General features: G+C 41.3%; 12 protein-coding genes. 7 read left to right on the top strand and 5 right to left on the bottom strand.

The annotated features are described in order from the left end of the window. Positions 1 to 8 precede the first annotated feature (8 nt). A complete protein-coding gene (locus NSTCB13_RS00550) occupies positions 9 to 668 on the top strand; it encodes a DUF1003 domain-containing protein (RefSeq protein WP_448271017.1) in 660 nt (219 codons plus the stop codon). A 349-nt stretch (positions 669 to 1,017) separates the two neighbouring features. Here NSTCB13_RS00550 and NSTCB13_RS00545 read toward each other — a convergent pair whose 3' ends face one another. From NSTCB13_RS00545 to NSTCB13_RS00535, 3 genes are all read right to left on the bottom strand, one after another. Beyond that, positions 1,018 to 2,115, bottom strand: coding sequence for a sulfate ABC transporter substrate-binding protein (locus tag NSTCB13_RS00545; RefSeq protein WP_445632032.1), 1,098 nt, complete (start codon positions 2,113 to 2,115; stop codon positions 1,018 to 1,020). A gap of 518 nt (positions 2,116 to 2,633) precedes the next feature. Beyond that, positions 2,634 to 2,867: an EF-hand domain-containing protein gene (locus tag NSTCB13_RS00540; protein WP_445632033.1), complete on the bottom strand. Its 234-nt coding sequence runs from the start codon at positions 2,865 to 2,867 to the stop codon at positions 2,634 to 2,636. A 180-nt stretch (positions 2,868 to 3,047) separates the two neighbouring features. After that, positions 3,048 to 3,188, bottom strand: coding sequence for a hypothetical protein (locus tag NSTCB13_RS00535; protein ID WP_448271015.1), 141 nt, complete (start codon positions 3,186 to 3,188; stop codon positions 3,048 to 3,050). 392 nt (positions 3,189 to 3,580) lie between these two features. Here NSTCB13_RS00535 and NSTCB13_RS00530 point away from each other — a divergent pair, with 392 nt between their 5' ends. Beyond that, complete coding sequence (locus NSTCB13_RS00530) at positions 3,581 to 5,008, top strand: hypothetical protein (protein WP_448271014.1); 1,428 nt, start codon at positions 3,581 to 3,583, stop codon at positions 5,006 to 5,008. Between the two features lie 430 nt (positions 5,009 to 5,438). On the opposite strand, the gene NSTCB13_RS00525 is transcribed toward NSTCB13_RS00530, so the two are convergent. Further along, the gene (locus NSTCB13_RS00525) at positions 5,439 to 6,587 is read right to left on the bottom strand and encodes an alanine--glyoxylate aminotransferase family protein (protein WP_448271012.1); all 1,149 of its coding nucleotides are present in this window, start codon (positions 6,585 to 6,587) and stop codon (positions 5,439 to 5,441) included. A 529-nt stretch (positions 6,588 to 7,116) separates the two neighbouring features. Here NSTCB13_RS00525 and NSTCB13_RS00520 point away from each other — a divergent pair. The 5 genes from NSTCB13_RS00520 (at position 7,117) to NSTCB13_RS00500 (ending at position 16,242) form a co-directional block, all read left to right on the top strand. Continuing rightward, the gene (locus NSTCB13_RS00520; protein ID WP_448271010.1) at positions 7,117 to 13,455 is read left to right on the top strand and encodes a putative Ig domain-containing protein; all 6,339 of its coding nucleotides are present in this window, start codon (positions 7,117 to 7,119) and stop codon (positions 13,453 to 13,455) included. A gap of 356 nt (positions 13,456 to 13,811) precedes the next feature. Continuing rightward, positions 13,812 to 14,201 carry a DUF1499 domain-containing protein gene (locus NSTCB13_RS00515; RefSeq protein ID WP_448271008.1) on the top strand — a complete coding sequence of 130 codons (390 nt, stop codon included), beginning with the start codon at positions 13,812 to 13,814 and terminating at the stop codon, positions 14,199 to 14,201. Between the two features lie 269 nt (positions 14,202 to 14,470). After that, positions 14,471 to 15,136: a DUF1345 domain-containing protein gene (locus tag NSTCB13_RS00510; protein WP_445630067.1), complete on the top strand. Its 666-nt coding sequence runs from the start codon at positions 14,471 to 14,473 to the stop codon at positions 15,134 to 15,136. Between the two features lie 114 nt (positions 15,137 to 15,250). Next, on the top strand, positions 15,251 to 15,496 hold the full coding sequence (locus tag NSTCB13_RS00505) for a ChaB family protein (RefSeq protein WP_445630068.1): 246 nt from the start codon (positions 15,251 to 15,253) through the stop codon (positions 15,494 to 15,496). Positions 15,497 to 15,675: 179 nt separating this feature from the next. Further along, positions 15,676 to 16,242, top strand: a complete 567-nt coding sequence (locus NSTCB13_RS00500; protein ID WP_448271006.1) for a GNAT family N-acetyltransferase — start codon at positions 15,676 to 15,678, stop codon at positions 16,240 to 16,242. An 18-nt stretch (positions 16,243 to 16,260) separates the two neighbouring features. Here the strand turns inward: NSTCB13_RS00500 and NSTCB13_RS00495 are convergent, their stop codons facing one another. Then, positions 16,261 to 16,743, bottom strand: a complete 483-nt coding sequence (locus tag NSTCB13_RS00495; RefSeq protein ID WP_448271004.1) for a cupin domain-containing protein — start codon at positions 16,741 to 16,743, stop codon at positions 16,261 to 16,263. Positions 16,744 to 17,140 lie beyond the last annotated feature (397 nt).

The raw sequence follows: 17,140 nt of genomic DNA, 5'->3' as shown, positions 1-17,140 counted from the left end.
GGTGTAGCATGAGTATAAGCAAAAAAATATTGTCAAATAGCGTTGATGTACAAGCACTTCAAAACACTCAAGTTGCACAGAAAGCTCCAGACGCATCGATAGAGCAATTAACGCCCGGACAACAGCTTGCTGATAAATTAGCAAACCATGTAGGCTCTTGGAAATTCCTGATTTGCCAAAGTACCATTTTGGCGGGATGGGTGGGAATGAACTTGACACCAGGAGTTCCCCACTGGGATAATTCACCGTTCATTATGCTCAACTTAGTGTTTTCATTTGCTTCTGCCTACACAGCGCCAATTGTATTGATGAGTCAAAATCGCCAGTCTGACACTGACCGCAGAAGTGCCGAAATCGACCACCAAGTGAATCTAAAAGCCAGTCAAAATATTGAACTACTACATCATAAATTGGATGAATTACACTCTCAAAGGCTTAACGAACTAACTCAAATTATCAAAGACCAGCAACAAATTATTAATGAGATGAAAGAAACTTTAGTATATAGTCCGATAGAGAATAAAGAAGCTAAAGTGGCTCTATTACCAGGCTTGCATATTCAAATTAATAGCAAATTTCCTAAACAACCTTCTAGCAATAAATCTTTTACAGTTGCTCAAGCAGTTGGAGATAATAACAAAGTTGTTGAAAAACTGATTTCTCACTAAAAATCAGCCATAATATCATGTCCGGTTAAAGACTTATCATTTAGAGGGCAGTTCTTGCTGGGAGCAGGGAGCAGGGGGAAAGAGGGTTTTCTGGTTTTTGCACAGATGCGCGAATTATAACTAATTAGGCGCACATGATATAGCTTTTTTTATTAGCAGATAAGAGACTGCATTTTACTTAACTCTTTCTTTTCATGATAGTCAATTTAGTTAAACTCAAGCTCTTTAAATAGTAATTTTTGTTTGGATATTTATCTAAAATTGTAGACCATAAGCTTTTCTCTAATATTGCTTATGGTCTACATTCCTAATCATGTAGGTTTTAAAAATTTTGAGAATCTCAAGCTATTTATTTTGAAGATTTCTGAGCTTGAATTTGATCGAAAATAGCACCTTCATTAAAAAATTTCTGTTGAATCTTGTTCCATCCTCCTAAATCTTCTGCTTTGAACAGAGTTTTAACTTTAGGAAAATTGCTACCCAATTCTTTTGCAATCGTATTATTTACAGGACGAAATCCTATTTTGGAAAATTCCCGTTGTACCTCTGGGGTATAGAGATATTGAACAAATGCTTCTGCAACTTTCCGAGTCCCGTGTTGCTCGACGTTCTTATCTACCACAGCAATTGGATTATCAATAGATATATTCACATTAGGGACAACATAAGAGAACTTTTCGCCTTTTTGTTTTGATAAAATCATTTCATTTTCATAGTTTAGTAAAGCATCTCCTTGACCTTGTTTAAAGAACAATTCGCTGGCATTACGAGCAGTCTTGGGCAGCACAGGTACATTTTTATAAACTTTGGAAGTAAAATCTAATGCTTGCTTCTCATTCTGACCAGTTTTTGTCATGTAACCCCATAAACTTAAGAAGTTCCATCGCGCACCACCAGATGTTTTCGGGTTAGCTGTCAGTACGCTCACTCCCGATCTTGTCAAATCTGTCCATGTTTTAATATTTTTGGGATTCCCCTCACGAGTAGCGATCGCACCTACAGATTGGGTGACAATTGCATTATTTGGTGCTTCTTTTTCCCAACCCGGTTGAATAAAACCTGTCTGAACCAGTTTGTCAACATCAAGGGCTAGTGACAGGTGTATCACATCAGCCTCTAAACCATCAATTACATTTAGGGTTTGAGAACCAGACCCATCATAACTTTCAGTAAACTTCAGATTTTGGTTATGCTCTTTTTTCCATTTTTCTACAAATTGTGGAATAATTTGCTCGTATGCAGCCTTGGTCACTGAGTAAGAAACAAACGTTAGGTTGACATCACGCTCTGAAGTAGCGATTCTATTACCAGTGTTATCAACATTAGCTCCAGAGCAAGCACTCATCACTATACTTAAGCTTACTCCCGCCAAAAATAGGGATATAAACCCCCAGTTTCTTATAGCTTGCCAAGCTTTAACAGTACGAGTGTGAACTTGTTTCCTGATATAGTTTAACTTCCAAGTATGCTGCCGCTTGTTTCTCAAAATTTCCCTCCTCTATTAAATTCGGTAAGCCGAGAGATTTACTGTAGTTTAGAGGTATTATAAGATAGTTGGATTCATTGCATAACCTTTGGTTAACCTAAATTTAAACAAGTTGTATATGTAAAAGACCGAAAGCACTTCACCTACCGCATCGTTGAGGCTCAAATGGTGTCAAGTTAAGCTCAAACAAGCAACTAGAGGAAATTCCTGCACGGGGCAGCAGTCCTGGAGCTAATGCAATTCGCTACTATTGCCAAAGTATTGGCGCGAGTGGATGGGAAATTTTTGAGTTTTCAAAATTCTGTAGATGCAATCGCTCCTCTCCCCTCCCACAATTGCAAAAAGCCAGCCTTTCACCTCTAAGGTCATCTCTTTTAGGCTAGTGAATTACCAATGACCATGAAAATTGCAAATCCCTCAAAGCGTCGGCTAGAGAGGGATTTTTGGTTATTGGGTATTGGGTGTTAGGGATTGGGTTGCTAGTTTAAATTATTTGCTTTCTCAACTGCTTCTTTTAACTCTTCATAGGTAATACTGCCGTCTTTATCTGAATCATAATTTACTAGCAATTCCTGCGGACTAGTAGTATTTGTTTCTGATGAAATGATTGCACTTAAGCCAGGACTTAAAAAAAGATCGTTAATGGATACTTTGCCATCTCCATCGGTATCTAAGTTATTAAAAAGGGATTGAAGCTCTTGCTCGGTCATGATAAGTTTCTATCTGAACTAGTTTTTCAACTTAATATCTCATTAATCTTTGATTAATATCTCAAAATTAAAAAAACTTGTATCTTTAGACGTAGAAACGGCGATCGCTGGGGCTTAGATCGGGTGTACGCTGTGGGTTACAGTTATTTACAGTCTGACGACGAAAATAAATCGAGTAGGCGCTCAGTGACCACCGCAGGCATCGACTTCTTGGTTGAGTACAATTTCAAAGCCTTGCGACAATCGATCGAATGCCTTACGGTTTAGTCCAGTCAATGCCCTCAGCAGACGGTCTTCTTTCAAAACCCGATTGATATCTAGCATTTTTCTGTCTGATTCCAGTTGCTAATCGTTACTCTACCTTATGAAGCGACAAGTCTAAAGAAGACTAGTCAAAAATTCTTAGCTAATTTTCCGGAATGGGTAACAATGACGTGGTAGTAAATATCAGAGCATCGATATTATACTGAACCTCTATAACTAACCTTCGGGGAATATATCCCCATTGTTTCCCTCAAGAACCCGGTTATTAAAACCGGGTTTTTGGTGTTTATATCAAGTTACAGTCGAGCAAGTCAGGAACAGAGCGATGCCTACGGCGGGCTACACCAACGCAGCGCTTCTCTCAATTGTCTGGGTATCAAATAAAACTATTGTCCAGAAACTTTTAAGAGATTTTATTGGTCTGGTTCTTCAAATTCTGCAAAAATCAACCAATGTCATCTTCTGCTCAAGGTATTCCCGGATTACCCGATTTGACGCATCCAGTTGAACTGGTTCAATTTGGAACCCAGGCGCTCAAAGCTTCATTGTTATTAGTATTTTTGGTCGTAGCTTTAGGAGTTGCGATCGCACTCATCAGTTTTTCTCTGCGTCGCAGTCAGCCGGAACAGTTTATATTCATTGGCGAATGGGCTGTTCGTTATTCCCAACTGTTACGGGGATTACAGCATTTAACTCTAGTATTAGTCTTGTTAGTTCCGGGATTTTTTCTGTGTTCGACTTTGAGCAATCGCTATCACTACTGGGAACAAACAAAGGTAGCTCAAGTAGCTGAAAGTGTCGCAGGTGAAAAGCTCGAACAATCTGCCCCGCAAGTTCGCTACACTATCCAGGAGCCATACTCTTATACCACACAAGCCAATGGCAAGATAGTCAAAATCAATGATACGCGAGAGATTAACCGCTTCTTAACGCTGGCTGGTTCGCAAATTCAAGTCAAGCTAGACCAAAGCGTAGATGTTCCAGGTCGCAGTTCAATTTATCGCGTGGAATACACTGCTGATTATAAAGTAGTTAACCAACTCAAGGATATTAATAATTTCTTTTTTGAAGCATCGCCACCTAACGGCTACACACTTCTTGCTGGCTACAAAGTAGAGCGTAACGGCACTAGGCTACAACAAACTAATCCGGGAGACTATGGCTTTCCCTTCCAGCTGCAACCAGGAGAAGAAACCATCTTTCGAGTCACCTATCAGGCTCAAGGCGGGCCTCGCTGGGTTTACAGCGCCGCCGGACAGTTGCTTTCTAATTTTCGCCTCACAGCAATTGCCAACTTTGCTCCGGCTGATTTTGCTAGTGGTGTTGTACCGAATGAAATTAAAGTTACTGGACGTAGTACTCAGTTTACTTGGAAATTTGACGATAATGTTTCAGTCAAAAATCCATTTGGAGTGTTTACTAACACTGACCCCATTCGTCATACTGGCATCATTCCCCGGCTTTTATTACTAGCACCTGCAATATTTTTGTGGTGGATATTGTTGTTATATTTGTCACTGCCAATGAATTTTAGAAATATTGCGATCGCTGCTAGTATTTTCTTTGCTTGTCTGTTGACTTTGACCTATCTAGCTCGTGTTATCAATGCTCAATTGGCTTGGACTTTAATTTCCATCATTTTACTAATTTTAACATGGGGATTGGGAGCTAGCCGCAGTGCTTCCCTGGCTGCGATCGTTGCTACTATTGCTGGAGCTGTGCTACCTATTTTTGGATTATTAATACCGTTTAGCGGACTAACCCTTAGTTTGGCGGGTTTGCTTTCAGCGGTTTGGCTAGCAGTTCGTCACTGGTATGGCTGGTACAGTTTGCACCCAGAAGATCAAAGATTGCAGACTCAGAAAAATGCTAAAAATTAGACGATTCCGCTATGATTAGCTAAGTTTTAGCGTGGGGCATTTATGGATAACGATTTACTCGCTTTCTTTGCGGCTGCTGGGTTACTCATTCTCTATCTTATCTTCTCAGCTTTAACTGAAATGGGTACTAAATTACCTTGGAAGAAATAAGCTGATGGGCTAAAAAGTTTACACTTCTAAACCTGATTGGGGTTGGAAAAAAAAGTAAACATCCTTTAGGCTTGGTTAATATATTTATTGTTCGAGATAGTAGCAAATGCGCGATCCACAAAATAACCACATTAAAGTTGAACCGGCAACTCTGGTTTTGATTGTATCTGTTTTAATACTCTTGCCTCTGCTAGTTGTTGGTTTTTTCTCGCAGTGAAGTTAGCCCGATACTCTTTTTCTCAGGTGCGTTAAGCTACTGTTAACGCACCATATATCAAAACTACTTAGGCAAAACCTGCCGCAGTGCGGCTAAAAGTTGGTCAACGCTTTCCTTTCGACTATTAAAGCCCATCAATCCCACGCGCCAAACAAGACCCGCCAGTTCGCCAAGACCACCGCCAATTTCAATATTATGTTCATTGAGTAACTGCCGTGCGATCGCTTTACCATCTACCCCGGCTGGAATACGGACAGTGGTAAGCGTTGGCAATCTATACTCTTGTTCAACGTGCATACTCAGTCCTAAATTCTCTAAACCTTCCCAGAGATATTCTACGTTCTTTTGATGCCGCTGCCAGGAATTTGCTAATCCCTCTTCTGCAAGCAAACGTAGTGCTTCCCGCAATGCATAGTATAAATTAATAGGTGCTGTGTGGTGATAGGTGCGTTCAGCGCCCCAATACTTGCCCAGCAACAACATATCTAAATACCAGTTTGCAACTTTCGTTTGTCGCTGTTGCAATTTTTCAACTGCACGCGCACTCATTGTAAAAGGAGAAGCACCAGGCGGGCAACCTAACCCTTTTTGGCTACAACTATAGGCTAAGTCAACTCCCCAAGTATCCAAAAACAAGGGGACGCCGCCCAAACTTGTCACCGTATCCACTAATAACAAAGTGCCAAATTCACGACACAAATCAGCGACCCCTTCCAAGGGTTGACGTGCGCCTGTGGAAGTTTCGGCATGAACTAGAGCTAAAATAGTTGGACGATGAGTTTTTAAGGCAGTTTGAATTTCCTCCAAGTTGAAGACTTGTCCCCAAGGTTTGGTAATGGTTCGCACATCAGCGCCATAACGCCCAGCCATATCCACAAGGCGATTACCAAAGTAACCAGCTACACCTATTAAAACTACATCACCGGGTTCTACAGCATTGGCAATGGTTGCTTCCATTGCAGCTGTTCCCGTACCGCTGACTGCAATAGTAAGTGAGTTTTCTGTTTGCCATACGTACCGTAGCAACGACTGAATTTCATCCATGAGTGCAAGAAAAGTTGGGTCAAGATGCCCAACGGGTGAAGTATTCATCGCTTGGAGAACTGTGGGATGGGCATTAGATGGCCCTGGCCCCAACAGCAGACGGGACGGGATTTCTAGCGGCGTGAGTTGCAAGCGCCCGGAGTCGTTAATTGAAATTGTTTGCGTCATAAATCTCTCTTCATTTAGACGATACTTACCGGATCATATAGGAATCCGATTTGATTCGGAGAACTTACTTGTCTAGGGAGGAAACAGGAAATCTAGCAATAGGGCATTGCAGAACAGTGCTATGAATTGAGGCAAGCAGAGGAAACTGAGGAAATTTTTGGACGTTGCTAAATCATTCCGCAAATATGCAACGTCAGGATATAGATGTGTACTCAACACGGTTCGGATAAGTCTTTTTAACTCAGAATTCCCTTTAGGAAAAGGTTACTGGGTTTGGGTTAGAGGTTTTTTCTCTCGCTTTCCCCTTTCCCCTTTCCCCAAACCGTATTGGATGTTTACTGAGTTTTTTATCAAAAGTTTCAGCTACTTTCTATGCCCAAAATTTCTAAATCTTCATTAATTAAACTGGTGGATTTACCGAGGGAAAGGATTTATTTTATTCCTACATTGAAAGTGAAAGCAACTACAAGAAACGATCTGCAAAAAGTTTCATTTTTGCTGAATATCAGGGATTTACCATTGGAAATTTATGATAAAGCATAATAGCAATAAAAACTTTACTATAAACAAAATATCTAACAGCATTAATATTAAATCAACTTTAGACTTGTATCCTACTCGCCTAGTTTTTATTGACCCACAGGTTGATGACTACCAAAGTCTGGTAATGGGTGTATTACCAGATACCTCAATTGTAGTCTTAGATGCCAACCAAGATGGTATTGAGCAAATTAGTCGAGTGCTGGAGTCTCATCAGGGAGTCAATAGCCTGCACATTGTTTCCCACGGCGCACCTGGGTGCATCTATTTGGGCAACAATCAACTCAACAACGAAACGCTCAATCGTTACGCAGCCCAACTTATGGGTTGGGCAAATGCTTTGGGTGAAGACGCACAACTACTGCTATATGGTTGCAAAGTCGCTCAAACCGAGCCAGGTGTATTGTTTATACGCTGTCTGAGCGAATTGACAGGTGCAGTAGTAGCGGCCTCTGATGACTTGACAGGGAGTGCTGCATTAGGTGGTGATTGGGAACTGGAGGTTTCTACAGGATCTATTGTTCCTCGTTTAGCGTTTGGGCAAGAAGTAATAACAGCCTACGCTTCAATTCTATCTGTAGTTCTCGATGCCAACTTTGATAGTGATGGCAAAGTCACTACTGATATTGGTACTAATACCACTGACATTGCTAGAAGCATTGTCATACAAGACGATGGCAAAATTCTGGTAGCGGGAGTGAGTAATAATAACTTTGCTGTAGTACGTTACAACAGCAATGGTAGTCTCGACACTAGCTTTAATAGTACTGGCAAAGTCACTACTGACTTCGGCAATACTGACATAGCATACAGCATTGCCCTGCAAGACGATGGCAAGATTCTGGTAGCGGGAGCGAGTAGTAGTAACTTTGCTGTGGTACGTTACAACAGCAATGGAGGTCTTGATACCAGCTTTGGTACTGCTGGCAAGGTTACTACTAACTTGGGCAGTACTGACATAGCCTACAGCATTGCCCTACAAGACGATGGCAAGATTTTGCTGGCAGGAAAGCGCGGTAATGACTTTGCTGTGGTACGTTACAACAGCAATGGAAGTCTCGACACCAGCTTTGGTGGTACTGGCAAGGTCATTACTAACTTGGGCAGTACCGATATAGCCTACAGCATTGCCCTGCAAGACGATGGCAAGATTCTGTTAGCGGGAGTGAGTAATAATAACTTTGCTGTGGTACGTTACGACAGCAATGGAGGTCTTGACACCAGCTTTGGTACTGCTGGCAAGGTCATTACTGATATTGGTACTAATACCACGGACACCGCCTACAGCATTGCCCTGCAAGACGATGGCAAGATTCTGTTAGCAGGAGTGAGTAATAGTAATTTTGCTGTGGTACGTTACAACAGCAATGGAAGTCTCGACACCAGCTTTGGTACTGCTGGCAAGGTTACTACTAACTTGGGCAGTACTGACATAGCCTACAGCGTTAGCGTGCAAGCTAATGGCAAAATTATTGTGGCGGGTTCGAGTAACAATAACTTTGCTTTAGTACGTTACAACAGCAATGGTACTCTTGACACTGATTTCAACACTACTGGCATTATCACTACTGATATCGGCACAAAGACTACTGATAATGCCTATGCTCTCACCCAACACGATGGTACGGTAATAGTCGCGGGAATAAGCGCCAATAACTTTGCTGTGGCACGTTACAGGGTTAACCAAAATCCAGTACTAGTGAAGGAAATCGCAGACAAAGAGACTCCAGAAGACATAAATTTCAACTTCACAATCTCAGATAGCTTCCAAGATCAAGATCCTGAAGACATTCTCACTTACACTGCCACTCTCGAAAACGGTGACTCTCTACCGAGTTGGTTAACCTTGAATGCTGCAACCAAAACCTTCAGTGGCACTCCCTTGAATGAGAATGTGGGTAGCTTGAACATTAAAGTTACTGCTACGGATACTTATCTTGCTCAAGTCAGTGATGTGTTTACGCTCACCGTTAAGAACGTCAACGATGCGCCAGAGGTATTTCAGGCGATCGCTCCTCAACAAGCAACAGAAGATGCAGTTTTCACCTTCACTATCCCAGACAACACCTTTAAGGATGTTGATGCTGGTGACATTCTGACTTACACTGCCACTCTCGAAAACGGTGACTCTCTACCGAGTTGGTTGAGTTTTAATACTGCTACCAAAACCTTCAGTGGCACTCCCTTAAATGAGAATGTGGGTAGCTTGAACATTAAAGTTACTGCTACGGATACTGCTCTTGCCCAAGCGAATGATATTTTTGTACTCACCGTTAACAACGTCAACGATCCGCCAGAGGTATTTCAGGCGATCGCTCCTCAACAAGCAACAGAAGATGCAGTTTTCACCTTCACTATCCCAGACAACACCTTTAAGGATGTTGATGCTGGTGACATTCTGACTTACACTGCCACTCTCGAAAACGGTGACTCTCTACCGAGTTGGTTGAGTTTTAATACTGCTACCAAAACCTTCAGTGGCACTCCCTTAAATGAGAATGTGGGTAGCTTGAACATTAAAGTTACTGCTACGGATACTGCTCTTGCCCAAGCGAATGATATTTTTGTACTCACCGTTAACAACGTCAACGATCCGCCAGAGGTATTTCAGGCGATCGCTCCTCAACAAGCAACAGAAGATACAGTTTTCACCTTCACTATCCCAGACAACACCTTTAAGGATGTCGATGCTGGCGACATTCTCACTTACACTGCCACTCTCGAAAACGGCGACTCTCTACCGAGTTGGTTGAATTTTAATGCTGCAACCAAAACCTTCAGTGGCACTCCCTTAAATGAGAATGTGGGTAGCTTGAACATTAAAGTTACTGCTACGGATTTAGCTCTTGCCCAAGCGAATGATATTTTTGTACTCACCGTTAACAACACCAACGATCCGCCAGAGGTGGCGAATGAAATTGCTAACCAACAAGCAACAGAAGATACAGTTTTCACCTTCATTATCCCAGACAACACCTTTAATGATGTCGATGCTGGCGACACTCTCACCTACACTGCCACTCTCGAAAATGGTGAGTCTTTACCGAGTTGGTTAAGCTTTAATGCTGCAACCAAAACCTTCAGTGGCACTCCCTTAAATGCAAACGTGGGTAGCCTGAACATTAAAGTTACTGCCACGGATTTAGCTCTTGCTCAAATCAGTGATATGTTTACACTCACTGTTAACAACACCAACGATCCGCCAGAGGTGGCGAATGAAATTGCTAACCAACAAGCAACAGAAGATACAGTTTTCACCTTCATTATCCCAGACAACACCTTTAAGGATGTTGATGCTGGCGATAGCCTCACTTACACCGCCACTCTCGAAAACGGCGACTCTCTACCGAGTTGGTTGAGTTTTAATGCTGCTACCAAAACCTTTAGTGGCACTCCCTTAAATGAAAACGTGGGTAGCCTCAACATTAAAGTTACTGCTACGGATTTAGCTCTTGCCCAAGCGAATGATATTTTTGTACTCACCGTTAACAACACCAACGATCCGCCAGAGGTGGCGAATGAAATTGCAAACCAACAAGCAACAGAAGATGCAGTTTTCACCTTCATTATCCCAGACAACACCTTTAAGGATGTTGATGCTGGCGACACTCTTACTTACACTGCCACTCTCGAAAATGGTGAGTCTTTACCGAGTTGGTTGAGTTTTAATGCTGCAACCAAAACCTTCAGTGGCACTCCTTTAAATGCAAACGTAGGTAGCCTCAACATTAAAGTTACTGCTACGGATACTGCTCTTGCCCAAGCGAATGATATTTTTGTACTCACTGTTAACAACGTCAACGATGCGCCAGAGGTATTTCAGGCGATCGCTCCTCAACAAGCAACAGAAGACACACTTTTCACCTTCATTATCCCAGACAACACCTTTAAGGATGTTGATGCTGGCGACACTCTCACCTACACTGCCACTCTCGAAAACGGCGACTCTCTACCGAGTTGGCTGAGTTTTAATGCTGCGACCAAAACCTTCAGTGGCACTCCCTTAAATGCAAACGTGGGTAGCTTAAACATTAAAGTTACTGCCACGGATTTAGCTGTTGCTCAAATCAGTGATGTGTTTACGCTCACTGTTAACAACACCAACGATGCGCCAGAGGTGATGAACGAAATTGCAAACCAAGAAGCAATAGAAGACACGGTTTTCAATTTCACTTTCTCAGAAGACACCTTTAAGGATGTCGATGCTGGCGATAGCCTTACTTACACCGCCACTCTCGAAAACGGCGATTTTCTACCCAGTTGGTTAACCTTCAATGCTGCTACCAAAACCTTTAATGGCACTCCCTTAAATGCAGATGTGAGTAACTTCAACATTAAAGTTACTGCTAGGGATATTTTTGGGGTTGAAGTCAGTGATGATTTTGCACTCACTGTTAAGAACGTTAACGATGCACCAGAGTTAGTAGAGGCGATCGCTAATCGAAAGGTACTCATAAATACGCAGTTCAATTTCACGATCCCAGAAAATACCTTCATTGATATTGATGCCGGCGATAGCCTCACCTACACTGCTACTCTCGAAAACGGCGAACCACTGCCCAGTTGGCTAACTTTTAATTCTGCTACCCGGAATTTTAGTGGTACTCCGACGATGGAGAATTTGGGTAATCAAAATATCAAAGTCACTGTCAAGGATATTTCTGGGGATGAAGCCAGTGATGTGTTTGTATTGACAGTTGCTAAGTTCAATAGTGCGCCAATTGTAGATCGGGCGATCGCTGACCAAAAGGCCACAGCAAAAACTACCTTCAACTTCACCATTCCTGAAAACACTTTTAGCGATGTGGATCTTGAAGATACCTTGACCTACACTGCTACCTTAGACAATGGCGATCCACTACCTAGTTGGTTAAGCTTCAATGCTAACGAGCTTACCTTCAGCGGCACTCCTACGAATGATGATGTGGGTAGCTTGAACATTAAAGTCACCGCCACAGATCCGGCTCTTGCTGAAATTAGTGATGTATTTGCACTCACAATTGCTAAAGCTAACAATCCACCAATTGTAGAGCAGGCGATCGCTGACCAAAAAGTTACGGCAGAAACTACCTTTAACTTCACTATCCCTGAAAACACCTTTAGCGATGTAGATATTGAAGATACCCTAACCTACACTGCTACCTTAGACAACGGCGACCCACTACCCAGTTGGTTAAGCTTCAATCCTAATAAGCGTACTTTCAGCGGCACTCCTACGAATAATAACTTGGGTAGCTTGAACATCAAAGTTACTGCCAAAGATTTGGTTGGGGCTGAAGTCAGTGATGTGTTTGCACTCACCATTGCTCAAGAAATTACTGCTGAGACTAAATCAACTAGCCTACTGACAAGAATTACAGGTGATATCTTTACGATCAAAAATCAAGTTGACGGTGAAAAAGCCAAACTCTCAGTCAAGATTAAAAGCAACACTTCTGAAGAAGTCAATGAACTGGGTGTATTTGTCGTTGACGATGCAGAAGGTAGGATTAATGGCGTAGCCCCTGGTGCGGCAAATTACACCGAACTAGCTCTCCAACGAGCAACAGTGCTTCTTTCATCTCTTGCCAAACTACCCAATGGTTTTAATCCCACTGACCTCAGCAGGTTACTGGAGTTCAACTCTGAGAGCAACCTAAGATTTTATTTAATCCGTAGCAGCACTACTCAGGCGGTGCTATCTGGACAAACCCCTTTTTCTCAGGTGCTTTTTGCCTTGGATACGAATGTGGACGATACAGGGTTCTCTCTCAACTTCCAGAATTTGGTTGTCAAGATTGCAGCAACAGAGCAAGATCCACCTTTAGGTACTGGTCTTCAAGGAAAGTATGAACCCGAACTAATTGATTTACGGGATGTGAAACAATTGGTGAAAGCCGAATTTGTAGTTCATAGAGAAGCAGCTTTTAACAACTTTGTTGGCTTTTATCAGATAACTGATGAGAATGGTGGCATCGATACCAATGGCGATGGTAAACCAGATGTGCTGGTTGGACAGGCGGGTTATACTCAAGCAGCTATTAGTCACCGTGTCGCTGGTATTGATTTGAGTGTAGCTAACGAAGGTACAGCAACTTTCACAGGTAATTTCCAACCTGGTGCTATTTTCGTCCCATTTATCATCGTTAATGCCGGGACTGATGCAATTCTTGATAGCAATACCAATAACGATCCGGCAGTTTACTTCTCCTTCTTGGGTGCTAACACTGACAAAGCAGATCATATTCGCCTATTAGGAAATAACGCTTTTGGCTTTGAGGATTTGGCTAATGGCGGCGATCGAGATTATAACGATTTGATTGTCCGAGTTAATTTGAGTATCGCATAGTAGTTCGCTTTCGTAACTTGGCTCTTTAAAGGGCAAGGGGGAAAGGGAAAAGATGTTTACTCCTTTAACCTTTAACATGACCCCCTTTTCCCAGCCCTCACCTAACAATTTTGGGTTGGCAGACTACTAGTCTGAAGTAACTTGGTATAGGTGTAATATAGCCTGTAAGCTTTATTGAGCAAAGAATACAGGCTTTTTTTATGAAAAAGTCAAATATTGAGTTCATAAAGAGCGATCGCATCACCGATGTTTTAGTGAATCTGTCATTTGCCAGAAGATGCGATTACAGCAAAATATTACAGTGATTCAAACAAATGTGTGAGAGTATATTTATTCACTCACCCGGAGACATAATTATGGTTTTTGCTGGCAAACGACCAAATAATTTAGGTATTAGCAACGGTAAATTAGCATCTTGCCCTAATTCTCCCAATTGCGTTTCTAGTCAGAGTACAGATGCATCTCATCAAATTGCACCACTAACTTTTACATCTACTCCAGAACAAGCGATTACTAATCTTAAACAGATTATTGAGTCTTTACCAAGAACCAAAATCATTACTGAAAGTAAAGATTATTTATATGCAGAATTTAAAAGTGCTTTACTGGGATTTGTGGATGATGTAGAATTCTATCTAGACCGGACTGCCAATGTTATCCATGTACGTTCAGCTTCACGTTTAGGTCAAAGCGATTTGGGTGTTAATCGTAAACGCATAGAGACGATTAGAGCCAAGTTCCAATAATTTTTAATTGAACTAAAAGCTGGAGATTAAAGACTGGGAAGATAAAGAAGTAGTTGGACAAAATTAATTACACAATGTCATTGCGAGTGAGACATTCCCAGAGTATTGGGTGATTCACAGAGTTTGCAATGGTTGTAAATATTTTTGTCCATCTACTTATGTGGATTTAGACTATTGTAAAATCTGGAATGAAGATTGTGGAATGTGGTGTAGTGTTTCACCAAAAATTATGAATTACGAATTAGTTAAACTCTGCGATCGCTAAATTTGTGAAATTTAATTTATTTAAAAACTTTGACTCTCGACCCCGACTAATTGTTGCTGTCGGATTTGCTGTATTAGTTTCAGTCATCCTGCCGCCTTCTCTGCACTTACCTACTCGCATTCTCTGCGCTTGGAACTCCGGTATTGACTTTTTCTTAGCGATAACGTGGTGGAAAATGACCAAGGCTAACCCAGAAAAAATTCGCCGTTATGCCGAGAGTGAATACGAAGGACATTTGGCTATATTTATGCTGGTAATTGCTGCGGCTTGTGCCAGTGTTTTAGCTATTGGGTTTTTACTTGATAAAAAAGGATTGTCAATAATTCAGCTTACCCTACACGTTGTACTTTCAATTATGACCATTGTCGGTTCCTGGTTATTAGTGCATACGATGTTTGCAGTGCAATATGCGCACAGTTATTATAAATATATTAATCGTAATCATAGTGAAGAAATCACTAGAGGTTTAGATTTTCCTCATAACGACTATCCAGACTACTGGGAATTTTTATATTATTCATTTGTTGTCGGCATGACCAGTCAAGTTTCAGATGTGCAGACAACATCACCCTATATGAGACGCTTGACTCTGTTACATGGCATATTATCATTTTTTTTCAATACCACCATTTTAGCTATGAGTATTAATATCATTGCATCGCTGATTTAAAAATTGTTTGACTCAGCCAAAAGTATGATTATTTAGTCTCTACTTAGAGAAGGAGGAAATTAGATTACCAGTTCTTTAGCATGGACTCAAGTTAAGATAATTCGGAGTGAGTTCATGCCTTATAACAAAATAGATGAATTAGCGGAAGACATCAAGGGACAACTGCCTGAACACGCACAACAGATTTTTCTTGCGGCATTTAATGCTGCTGAAAGTGATGGTTCGAGTGAAGAGGGTGCGCGCGATATTGCTTGGAATAGTGTAAAAAATGAATACGAACCAGGCAATGATGGTAAATGGCAGAGAAAGCCTGAAGACACTGCGATACATAATAAAGCTGTTGTATCTGGTGGAAACTAAGTAAATCTCACCTGTGTATAACTATCTAATCTCAAGGGTCTTATAAGGGTTTAAGGGGAATTTTATTCTTAGAAAATAGAGATAAAATTCCTCTTTTTTCACAAATTATGTCAGAATATAGATACTTTTAACGACTTATATTAATAGCTGCTATAAAAAATATTCTATCTATACAGGATATGCTGACTCGAAAAGGCGAAATATCTATTCGTCTCATGCAAGATGAAATGTATGATTATGAGTTGATGGCAAAATGGTTAACTAATGCAAAAGTTTTAGAATTTTATGAAGGAAGAGATAATTTTTTCCCTTTAGAAAGAATTATAGAAACGTACAAACCGATGGTTAGGGGAGATGAGCCGATTATTCCTTGCTTCCTCTACTATCAAAATATTCCCATTGGTTATTTGCAGTATTGTACGCTCAATGACTTATCGGAAACTGATAGACAATTGTATCATCTCGACCAAACCGATCGCGTCTATGCGATTGACTTGTTCATCGGCGAAACCGACTATTGGAACAAGGGAATTGGTACAAAAATGCTGTCAGTATTTATCAACTATCTTTTTGATCGGTGTCAAGCTCAGAAAATTGTTATAGATCCGCACGTTAACAATTACCGTGCTATTCGCTGTTATGAAAAATGTGGTTTTGTAAAAGTAAAGCTATTGCCGACACATGAACTGCATGAAGGAGAATACTCAGATTGTTGGCTTATGGCAATAGAGCCAAAGAAATCATGAGGAAATGCATTCTACCTATTATGCCTTCTTACCTGCTACTGGTTCAGTTATATTTTCCATATCGACCAGATTCCACTTTAAACCTTTGCTCCGATATATACGCTTGTGCAAATTTGGATAATCACCGATATCATGCTCTAGTCTTTGACCAACTACTATACATTTGAATATAGAATTGCCGGTGTTTTTCAGGTTGTGCGGCTTACCACCAGCGCGATATCCAATAAAATCTCCTGCTTTCACTGGATAAACGCTTTCTCCAATTGTGGCTTCAGCTTCTCCCTCAAGAATGTATACGCACTCTTCTTCGTGATAGTGCATATGAAGCTCCGTTGATTCACGTCCAGGCTCTACTTCAATGATGTGGAAACCGATATTTTTTAAACCTGTCAAATCTCCTAAAGACTTATTTAGTCTGCGAGCATTAGAGTTGAGAAAATGTGTTTTTTCTAGTCCTTCATAAGATTCAATCTCTTCTTTGGTGACTAAATACTTTTCCATTTCTTGATACCAAGGTGTTAAGAAAATTTGATGTTGAACAAGTGAGGGGCCTAAAGATCGATTAAGACGGAAGTTAAAACAGGTTCAAGAGGTTCCATCTCAGCAGAAGCGATGCCCTTCTCTACGAGACGCTCCGCGTAGCTTGCTTCCACGTTCGCGTAGCGTCCCGTAGGGAAGTGGTACGACAGGCTCAGGGTAAGACCTACGGCGGTAAACTACGCTTCTATTTGTGGATGGGATTATATCATCACCTCGTTATTAAGTGCAACTTCAGAGAAAATTGGTATCAGTTAATGTCTGACTGGATACCGAGAGTAGTAAGTAAAGCGGCGTGAATAATTCAAGGTTTGTAGTGTTCGCGAAGCGTCTCGCAGAGAGGCTTTCAGCCCTCAAAAGA

It is taken from the genome of Nostoc sp. DSM 114160, assembly GCF_053470305.1.
Note: the sequence above shows the minus strand (reverse complement) of the source record. Positions and strands in the feature narration are given on the sequence as shown.

What these genes read in the sequence shown, in the direction of transcription:
- NSTCB13_RS00525 (WP_448271012.1), bottom strand. Translation starts at nt 6,587, where the DNA reads ATGACGCAAACAATTTCAATTAACGACTCCGGGCGCTTGCAACTCACG.
- NSTCB13_RS00505 (WP_445630068.1), top strand. Translation starts at nt 15,251, where the DNA reads ATGCCTTATAACAAAATAGATGAATTAGCGGAAGACATCAAGGGACAA.
- NSTCB13_RS00535 (WP_448271015.1), bottom strand. Translation starts at nt 3,188, where the DNA reads ATGCTAGATATCAATCGGGTTTTGAAAGAAGACCGTCTGCTGAGGGCA.
- NSTCB13_RS00520 (WP_448271010.1), top strand. Translation starts at nt 7,117, where the DNA reads ATGATAAAGCATAATAGCAATAAAAACTTTACTATAAACAAAATATCT.
- NSTCB13_RS00495 (WP_448271004.1), bottom strand. Translation starts at nt 16,743, where the DNA reads ATGGAAAAGTATTTAGTCACCAAAGAAGAGATTGAATCTTATGAAGGA.
- NSTCB13_RS00550 (WP_448271017.1), top strand. Translation starts at nt 9, where the DNA reads ATGAGTATAAGCAAAAAAATATTGTCAAATAGCGTTGATGTACAAGCA.
- NSTCB13_RS00500 (WP_448271006.1), top strand. Translation starts at nt 15,676, where the DNA reads ATGCTGACTCGAAAAGGCGAAATATCTATTCGTCTCATGCAAGATGAA.
- NSTCB13_RS00515 (WP_448271008.1), top strand. Translation starts at nt 13,812, where the DNA reads ATGGTTTTTGCTGGCAAACGACCAAATAATTTAGGTATTAGCAACGGT.
- NSTCB13_RS00530 (WP_448271014.1), top strand. Translation starts at nt 3,581, where the DNA reads ATGTCATCTTCTGCTCAAGGTATTCCCGGATTACCCGATTTGACGCAT.